Origin of the sequence: Peribacillus sp. NPDC060253, assembly GCF_042727425.1 — a bacterium.
Classification (GTDB): Bacteria; Bacillota; Bacilli; order Bacillales; family DSM-1321; genus Peribacillus.
The window spans coordinates 1-6,344 of the sequence record NZ_JBHXAS010000190.1; the positions used below are offsets into that span (position 1 = coordinate 1).

Annotated in this window: 6 protein-coding genes; all 6 read left to right on the forward strand. The window is 39.3% G+C overall.

Features of this window, described 5'->3' with window-relative positions; translation table 11 throughout:
- The first annotated feature begins 55 nt into the window (after nucleotides 1–55).
- On the forward strand, nucleotides 56–694 hold the full coding sequence (ccpN, locus tag ACFWE9_RS25455) for a transcriptional regulator CcpN (RefSeq protein WP_290370508.1): 639 nt from the start codon (nucleotides 56–58) through the stop codon (nucleotides 692–694).
- A gap of 16 nt (nucleotides 695–710) precedes the next feature.
- Complete coding sequence (locus ACFWE9_RS25460; RefSeq protein WP_377359438.1) at nucleotides 711–1,532, forward strand: pyruvate, water dikinase regulatory protein; 822 nt, start codon at nucleotides 711–713, stop codon at nucleotides 1,530–1,532.
- Between the two features lie 504 nt (nucleotides 1,533–2,036).
- Nucleotides 2,037–2,516, forward strand: coding sequence for a YaiI/YqxD family protein (locus ACFWE9_RS25465; RefSeq protein ID WP_230155299.1), 480 nt, complete (start codon nucleotides 2,037–2,039; stop codon nucleotides 2,514–2,516).
- 51 nt (nucleotides 2,517–2,567) lie between these two features.
- The gene (gene dnaG, locus ACFWE9_RS25470; RefSeq protein ID WP_230155390.1) at nucleotides 2,568–4,373 is read left to right on the forward strand and encodes a DNA primase; all 1,806 of its coding nucleotides are present in this window, start codon (nucleotides 2,568–2,570) and stop codon (nucleotides 4,371–4,373) included.
- Nucleotides 4,374–4,408: 35 nt separating this feature from the next.
- On the forward strand, nucleotides 4,409–5,542 hold the full coding sequence (gene rpoD, locus ACFWE9_RS25475) for an RNA polymerase sigma factor RpoD (protein WP_230155300.1): 1,134 nt from the start codon (nucleotides 4,409–4,411) through the stop codon (nucleotides 5,540–5,542).
- Between the two features lie 231 nt (nucleotides 5,543–5,773).
- Nucleotides 5,774–6,301 carry a hypothetical protein gene (locus ACFWE9_RS25480; protein ID WP_230155302.1) on the forward strand — a complete coding sequence of 176 codons (528 nt, stop codon included), beginning with the start codon at nucleotides 5,774–5,776 and terminating at the stop codon, nucleotides 6,299–6,301.
- Nucleotides 6,302–6,344 lie beyond the last annotated feature (43 nt).

Below are 6,344 nucleotides of genomic sequence, written 5' to 3' on the forward strand. Positions count from 1 at the left end.
GTATATAATTATTAAATGAAAAACTTTTGTTACTTTACTCTGCGAAAGCAGTGGGGTGGTGATTATAATCCAATTAAATAAGCGTCAGGAACTCATTTTACAAATTGTTAAAGAGAACGGTCCGATTACTGGAGAACATATTGCCGATAGATTGAATCTTACAAGGGCGACTCTTCGTCCTGATCTAGCCATTTTAACGATGGCAGGTTTTCTGGATGCAAGACCCCGTGTGGGATATTTTTATACAGGCAGGTCAGGAACTCAGCTTTTGACGGACAGCCTAAACCATCTTTATGTACGTGACTACCAATCTATTCCTGTCGTTGTTGACGAGGGCATTTCCGTATATGATGCGATCGTCATGATGTTTTTAGAAGATGTAGGGACCATGTTTGTTGTCGATAAGCATGCCTTGCTCGTTGGTGTCTTATCAAGGAAAGACTTGTTACGTGCGAGCATCGGGAAGCAAGAGCTTAACTCCATTCCAGTCAATATCATCATGACTAGAATGCCCAATATTACAATGTGTTCAAAAGAAGACCTTTTGATTGATGTTGCCAAAAAATTGATCGATAAACAAATCGACTCATTACCGGTCGTAAAAGAAACAGAAAAGGGCTATGAAGTGATCGGAAGAATTACAAAAACCAATATAACGAAAGCATTCGTAGCTTTGGCTGATGAAGGCTATTAGGGGGCTTGCAAAAGGAATGACGGAGAATATGAACGGTTCTATTATATATGTTGTATCGGATTCAGTAGGGGAAACAGCGGAATTGGTTACAAAAGCGGCTGCAAGCCAGTTCTCGGGGTCTGCTTTTTCCATAAAGCGAATACCGTATATTGAAGATGAACAAAACGTGGATGAAGTGATTTCACTGGCTAAATTAGATGGGGCAATCATTGCGTATACCCTTGTTAAGCCAGCTATTAGAGCGTATATGAAAGCACAGGTGGAAAAAGAAAACCTGTCTGCTTATGACATTTTAGGGCCGCTCATGGACATCCTTCAGGAAAGAGCACCAAAAGGACCGCTTAATGAACCTGGTCTGGTAAGAAAGCTGGATGATGATTATTTCAAACGAGTTGAAGCCATTGAATTTGCTGTAAAATATGATGATGGACGGGACCCTAGAGGGATTTTACGTGCAGATATCGTCCTTGTGGGTGTTTCGCGCACTTCAAAAACACCTCTTTCACAGTATTTAGCCCACAAACGTTATAAAGTGGCCAATGTACCTTTAGTGCCTGAGGTGGAACCGCCAGAAGAGCTTTTCCTTGTTCCTCCTGAAAAATGCATTGGTTTAAAGATCAGTCCGGAAAAGTTGAACCATATTCGCAAAGAACGGTTAAAGTCACTGGGGCTTAATGATCATGCGATTTACGCAAATGTGGAGCGAATTAAGGAAGAATTGACATACTTTGATACAATCATATCTAGATTGAACTGTCCTATTATTGATGTAACGAATAAAGCTGTGGAAGAAACAGCCAATTTGATCATCAATATCCTTCAAAACAAAGATCGTTGATGGATGTTTTTTTATTTTATTCTTACAATTAAGGCAAACAAAAATGTGAGCTAGACACTTTATGTGTCAGCTCACATTTTAATGCTAAGGTCCTTTTGGTAAATAGCGAACAAAATTAGAAATAATTACATATGATTCCACCTCATTTCCAAATGAAAACCCATTGATTTGCATGAAAACACCATCGGAATTTAAATGTTGGCATCTTCTAATCAAATAGACTATAATAAAAAATTGTGAGAAAAAAGTAATCTTAAGGTTTAGACTTAATTAATAAGGAATAAACTAAAGGTTAATGAGATGTCAAGGTTTTTATCATAAAAATAATTCGACATGTTCCGTATAATTTTAAATGAGCCGCATCTGATTCAAGAAAAAGCAGCAATTTCACTTAAATATGAGATATATTCTTTGAAGAATAATGTTGGCTCTTTTTGAAAAGTTCTCTGAACCAATGCTTAAAATTCATGATATCTTCATAAAATTTAGGGGAGAAAAAGGATTATGCAGAAAGATGTAGAATTTAAAGGTATGAATAAACCTACCATACATGTCGATGCCGATGCATGTCCGGTGAAAGACGAGATCCTTCATTGTGCACGAATACACGATGTCGAAGTCTGTTTTGTTGCATCATACAAAAATATGATGAATAACCCTGAAGGAAAATGGGTGTATGTCGATGCAGACAAAGAAGCGGCTGATCTTTATATAGTTAATTCAGTAAAAAAGGGTGATATTGTCGTTACTGCAGATATTGGGTTGGCTGGAACCCTACTTCCAAAAAGCGTTTATGTTCTTTCACCAAGGGGAAAAGAATACACTGACGAGAATATTTTCATGCTCTTGGATATGCGTTATCAATCGGCGAAACTCCGCAGACAGGGTAAACATACGAAGGGGCCGAAAGCATTCACAAAGGAAGATCGTACATGTTTTACAAATAAACTTTTGAAAACTTTGTCGAACATTGCAGGGAATTAGGAATCTGTATCGAATTAGAAACTATCACCAATATAGCAAGGTGGAAAAATGATAAATGGCCGTATAGAAGATGAAAAAATTAACCAAATTCGCGAAGCTGTAGACATTGTTGATTTAATTGGAGAGTATGTCCAGCTGAAGAAACAAGGGCGCAATTACTTTGGCCTTTGTCCTTTTCATGGTGAAAACTCGCCCTCATTTTCCGTTTCAACGGAAAAACAAATCTTTCACTGTTTTGGTTGTGGGGCAGGCGGAAATATTTTTACCTTCTTAATGGATATAGAAGGCTATAATTTTGTGGAATCTGCAAAAGTTTTAGCTGAAAAAGGAAATGTTCCTTTGGATGTTGAAATTAATAAAGATTCCAAGCGTTCTAACATGCCTGCTGGCTCGCAGCAAATGGTTGAAGCCCACGACCTGCTGCGGAAATTTTATCATCACCTCCTCGTTAATACGAAGGAAGGTCAGGATGCTCTCGAATATTTACTTAAACGAGGGTTTACTGAAGAGACGATAGAAAAGTTCCAAATTGGTTATTCGTTGGATTCATGGGACTTCGTTTCCAAGTTTCTTTTAAAACGTGGTTTTCCACCGGAATATATGGAGCAGGCAGGGCTTATAATTTTCAGGGAAAAAGACGAGTCATATTTTGACCGTTTCAGAAATAGAGTCATGTTTCCAATTATGGATCATCAAGGAAATACGATTGCGTTCTCAGGCAGAGCGATGGGGGACGATGAGCCCAAATATTTGAATAGTCCTGAAACGCCAATCTTTAATAAAAGTAAAACTCTATATAATTTTCATCATGCAAGACCTCACATACGTAAGAAAGAACAAGTCGTCATTTTTGAAGGCTTTGCCGATTGTATTTCAGCTGTGCGTGCCGGTGTTGAGAATTCAGTCGCTACGATGGGGACTGCCTTGACGGATCAGCATATCCAGCTATTAAAAAGAAATACTGACCAGATACTTATTTGCTACGATTCGGACTCTGCGGGATTGAACGCTGCCAATCGTGCTGTTAATATGTTGCAGGACCACGACTTTTCAGTGAAGGTCGCTCTCATGCCTGATAACTTGGACCCCGATGACTACATAAAGGAATTCGGTGAAAAAAGCTTTGTTTCTGAAGTAATAGGGGCCAGTTTAACCTACATGGCATTCAAAATGCATTATTTGCGCCGAGGGAAAAATGTAAATAATGAAGGAGATCGAATTCAATATATCGAAGAAGTCCTTAAAGAAATTTCGCGATTGCCCAATGCAGTGGAGAGGGACCATTATCTGCGGCAGTTATCATCTGAATTTTCCCTGTCATTGGATGCGCTGGAGCAGCAGCAGCGACAAGTGTTCTTTACAGAACGTAAGAAGGGAACACTGCCGCAGCCTGCAGCCCAAAAGAAAATGGAACTGCAATATGAGCATAAATTAAAGCCTGCTCATCATAATGCTGAAACGAAGTTGATTGCCCATATGCTTAAAAGCAGGGACATGACTTTCAAGATTCAGCAGTTGCTTGGGCAAACGGTCTTTCATGTAGACGAACATCAGGCAATCATCACCTATTTATATGCGTTCTATGAAGATGGACACGAACCGGATACAAGCTTTTTCCTTACTTATTTACCGGATCCAAACTTGAGAAGGATCGTTTCGGAAATAGAAATGATGTCAGTGAATGAGGAAGTTACCGATAAAGAACTGACCGATTGTATAAATCAAGTGTTGAAATATGAAAAATTGTTAAAGATAAAAGAAAAACAAGTCGAAGAAAAAGATGCAGTGAGACGAAGTGATTATGTCACTGCTGCAAAAATTGCCATGGAAATCATTAAATTGCGTAAAATGTTGTAGTTGTTTAGGTGTAAGTCCTGGAAGGAGGGGAACTAATGGCTGAAAAACCAGCACGTTCCAAACAAGTTGATAATGAATTTAGCCTTGAACAGGTGAAAGAAAAATTAATAGAGCTAGGTAAAAAACGAGGCTCTTTAACTTTAGAAAAAATCGCTGAAATGATTGGCGGTTTTGAGTTAGATTCCGATCAAATGGATGAGTTCTATGAGGTGTTAGCAGAAAACGGAGTCGAAATTCTCACGGATGGTGAGGAAGACGATGATGAAGATGATCCAGATGAAAAGAAACTTGCAAAAGAAGAAGAGTTTGACTTAAATGATTTAAGTGTTCCTCCTGGTGTTAAGATTAATGATCCTGTCCGTATGTATTTAAAGGAAATAGGTCGCGTTGACCTATTATCGGCAGAGGAAGAAATCTCTCTGGCGACGCGAATTGAAGATGGAGATGAAGAAGCGAAACGCCGTTTAGCTGAAGCCAATCTACGTCTAGTTGTCAGTATTGCCAAACGCTATGTCGGACGGGGTATGCTTTTCCTTGATTTGATTCAAGAAGGTAATATGGGTCTGATCAAAGCGGTAGAAAAATTCGATTACCGTAAAGGGTTCAAATTTAGTACCTATGCAACATGGTGGATTCGCCAAGCCATAACCCGTGCCATTGCCGACCAAGCAAGAACGATAAGGATACCGGTGCATATGGTGGAAACCATCAATAAATTGATCCGTGTCCAAAGACAGCTTCTTCAGGATTTAGGACGTGAACCTTCGCCAGAAGAGATTGCAGAAGATATGGACTTAACTCCTGAAAAAGTTCGTGAAATTCTGAAAATAGCTCAGGAGCCTGTTTCCTTGGAAACGCCAATAGGTGAAGAAGATGATTCCCATTTAGGTGATTTCATTGAAGATCAGGATGCTACTTCCCCATCAGAACATGCAGCATATGAACTATTGAAAGAACAGCTTGAAGACGTATTGGATACACTGACAGACCGTGAAGAAAACGTCTTGAGACTCCGCTTTGGACTTGATGATGGCCGTACACGGACGCTTGAAGAGGTCGGTAAAGTGTTTGGGGTAACCCGCGAGCGTATCCGTCAAATCGAAGCGAAAGCGTTGCGGAAGCTAAGACACCCAAGCCGCAGCAAGCGCTTGAAAGATTTCTTAGAATAAAATATATATGCCCTTCACAGAGCCCTCTTTGAATGCCCAGCGTTCGGGAGCGGCTTTTTTTTTTACACTTGGATGTAAAATATCCTTGTTACAACAATATTTATACAGATATCTATTTAATGGAGATGTAGATCACTGTAACTAAGTTTCTCTGTTAACCACCAACCAACCGTAAAAAGCGGCTAAAAGCCGTTACTCATAAGAACAGATCGGCATGAGGATGTGAAATTCATGGATGAGATGCGAAAGAAAATTATCATTCAAGAAATAAACGCCTGGAAGGAAAGTCGTATGCTTCCTGAGCAATATTGTAATTACCTGCTTGCATTATACTGTCAAGGCGAATTACCGCCAACAAGTTCGCCTAAAACCGGAAATGATAAAAAAGATATTCTTACCGGGCTGTTAATTGGAGCCCTTTTTGCATTTATTGTATTTTTGAATTATTTTACTGAAATACCCATAAGAATGCAAATGCTTGTGACAACTATTTCAATCATTGTCTTTGGGCTAGCGGCCCGCAGCTTAATGGGCAGGAAAGTCATCTTTCAAATGGCCTTGATGGGAATGGCGCTATCATTGCTTTTATTAACAGTCAGTTTGGCTGAAATAATAGCACCCGGAAACTTAAATATCCTTTATGTTTTCTTGTTTATTAATTGCGGTCTATGGATTTTGATCGGCAAAAAACTTAAGTTGCTCCATTTTTCCATAGCAGGAGCCCTGGGAGCTGTTGTCACTGTCTACTTTTTTTTATAGTAATCAATGGTCACTCTAGCGGTTTTAAATAGAAGATTTAGGG

Bases quoted from the DNA above. Each gene is read 5' to 3' on its own strand.
- ACFWE9_RS25460 (WP_377359438.1), top strand. From the start codon at position 711: ATGACGGAGAATATGAACGGTTCTATTATATATGTTGTATCGGATTCA.
- ACFWE9_RS25465 (WP_230155299.1), top strand. From the start codon at position 2,037: ATGCAGAAAGATGTAGAATTTAAAGGTATGAATAAACCTACCATACAT.
- rpoD (WP_230155300.1), top strand. From the start codon at position 4,409: ATGGCTGAAAAACCAGCACGTTCCAAACAAGTTGATAATGAATTTAGC.
- ACFWE9_RS25480 (WP_230155302.1), top strand. From the start codon at position 5,774: ATGGATGAGATGCGAAAGAAAATTATCATTCAAGAAATAAACGCCTGG.